The organism is uncultured Campylobacter sp. (genome assembly GCF_938041645.1).
In the GTDB taxonomy this organism is placed as follows: domain Bacteria; phylum Campylobacterota; class Campylobacteria; order Campylobacterales; family Campylobacteraceae; genus Campylobacter_B.
On the sequence record NZ_CALIST010000071.1, the window covers coordinates 1 to 2,323 of the forward strand.

The window sequence follows — 2,323 nt, forward strand, 5'->3', positions numbered from 1 at the left end:
TGGCACGATCGCTCTTAAAAACCTAAAAGACAGATCCACGCTGATGCATGAGATCCAACACTGGGTGCAGAGCAAAGAGGGCTTTGCAACGGGCGGCACTGGCGGCGATGCGAACTACGCGAAGCTGCACGGCGAAGCGGAGGCTAGAAACGTGCAGACGCGCCTAGGCTTGGACGATGCCGCAAGGGCGCAGAAAGACCCGCTCAGCACCTTTGACGTTAGTCCGGACGATACGATCGTTTTGCGAGACGGCGGCGTGAACGCAAACGAGGAGCCGCTTAAATTCAAAGCAAGCGAGATTGAAAATATAGGAGGCGAGATCAAAAAGCGCCGCCCAAACATCGAGCAGGAGGTGGAGCAGAGTGTAGAGCAAATTTACAAGGACAGCTACAAAACGCACGACACCGCGCGCACGGCCGGACAGCATGCCGCCATCTTCGACAAAACGCACGACACCGCGGGCGAGGTGCTGGATGCCATAAGGACGGGCAATTTCGACGCGCTCTCGCAAGGGGTGCAGACCAACCTCTCCGAAAGCCAACTCGCGCGGCTCAAAAAGGACATCGCAGGCGCCAAGCTAACTCACATCAGCCGCGACGGCTTCACATTCAAAAAACGCGGCAAAAATGGCGACGAGCAGATGATATTCATCGATATGGATCAAAGCGGCAGAGCGCGCATCAACGCGTATTCTAAGGCTCATATCGACGAGAGCATTCGCGCAAACGAGACGATGTTCGATCGCCTCTTTGGCGGCGATGAGGCGCTGAAAAATTACAGCTTTGAGGTCAAGGCGAAATTTCTGAACGAGCCCGATCCCATCAAGGCGGAGGAAATTTTAAAAAGAGCCGACAAAAGGGCTTTCAAAGCCAAAATCGCTCAAGAGAGCAAAGCAAAGCAGGAAAAATTGCAGGCCGAATATGACCGCGCGGCACGGCAGGCAGATCCTTTCAACCCCGACATGCCTACGATGAACGATCTGTTAGGCAAAACGGACGCGCTTTTGGGACCATACGGCGGCGCGGACGGCAAGTGGGCGCAGTTTGTCGATACCCTTTGGCGCAAGGGGATCAACAAGTATGAAAACGCGGTAGATCGCATCTTTGAGGGCGAAAATACCCCCGCTTTGGTGAAAAAGGGGATGAGCGTCCTTGATCTGCGAAACGCTGCAAAGCGCGAAATAGACGGCGCGATCGAGAGTTTTTTTCGCGAGAGCGCGGCTATTAATGCGCAGGCTCGCACTGCGGCGAAATATCTTGATAAATTTGACGCCGCACAGAGCGAACAGCTGTTTAACGCTCTGGATGGAAAGATAGCTAAAGCCGATCTCCCGCAGGAGCTGCAAGCGACCTATCAAAAGCTGCGTGACACGATCGATAACAACGCAAACGAGCTCATCAAAGCGGGCGCCCTCAAGCAGGAGAACAAGCTCACCGATTACATCGGACACTACTACGACGAGTATATGCAAAACGAGCGCGGCAAAATAAGCAGGACGCTAGGCAAATTTTACGCTCGTAAAGACCTGAGCGAGGCGCAAAAAAGAGCTCTTGGGCTTCGCACGGACATCAGCTTCGTAGTCGCAAACACCCTCGCAAAGCAGCGCACGCAGCTTCTCAAAGCCCGCGCGCTTGAGGGTATCGCAAACCGCTTCGGGCTCGATGAGATCCCCGCCGGCGCAAGGCAGGGGCAATACGTGCGGATCAGCGACGAAACCGTTGGAGGCGGCATAAAGAAATTCGGCGCCCTGGGAGGCAAATACGTCCCAAAAGAGGTGGCGGAAGCTCTGAAAAGCACGCAGGCTCTGGGCGGACAGCTCGGCGCGCAGCAGGTTCCACGTGGTGCGCATATCAGTGCTCCTGGGCCGGGGCCGCCGAGGCGGCGGGACGGGGACGGGCGGCGCCGTAGGCGGACCTCGGGCCGCGGGTCATGGCGGCGACGGCCTCCTCGATGGAGGGGGGCTCGACGACGACGTCGGGGCCGAATGCGGCGGTGTCCGAGACCCTGATGAGTCCGGAGAAGGCGCCCGCCCCGTTGCGCCGGGTCCCGGCAAGGGCCGCCTCGGCCGCGGGCGTCAGGGCCGAGACGGGGCCGCGGGCCATGGCCCACTGCTCGGTGAGGTCGGTCAGGGGACCGGCGAAGCGGGTGCGGCCGGCCCCGATAATGTGAAGGTGGTCCGCAATCTGCTCCAGGTCGGAGGTGATGTGGGTCGAGAAGAGGATCGTCCGCCCCTCCTCGACGAGGAAGTCGCGGAGGACGTCCAGGACGTCCAGGCGCGCGACGGGGTCCAGGCCCGAGGTCGGCTCGTCGAGGATGAGGAGCT

Annotated in this window: 1 protein-coding gene; it reads left to right on the forward strand. The window is 59.0% G+C overall.

Annotated elements, in window-relative coordinates:
• A partial coding sequence (locus tag Q0600_RS10080) for a hypothetical protein (protein WP_298759917.1) occupies positions 1-2,008 on the forward strand: 2,008 nt, incomplete at its 5' end.
• Between the last annotated feature and the right edge of the window lie 315 nt (positions 2,009-2,323).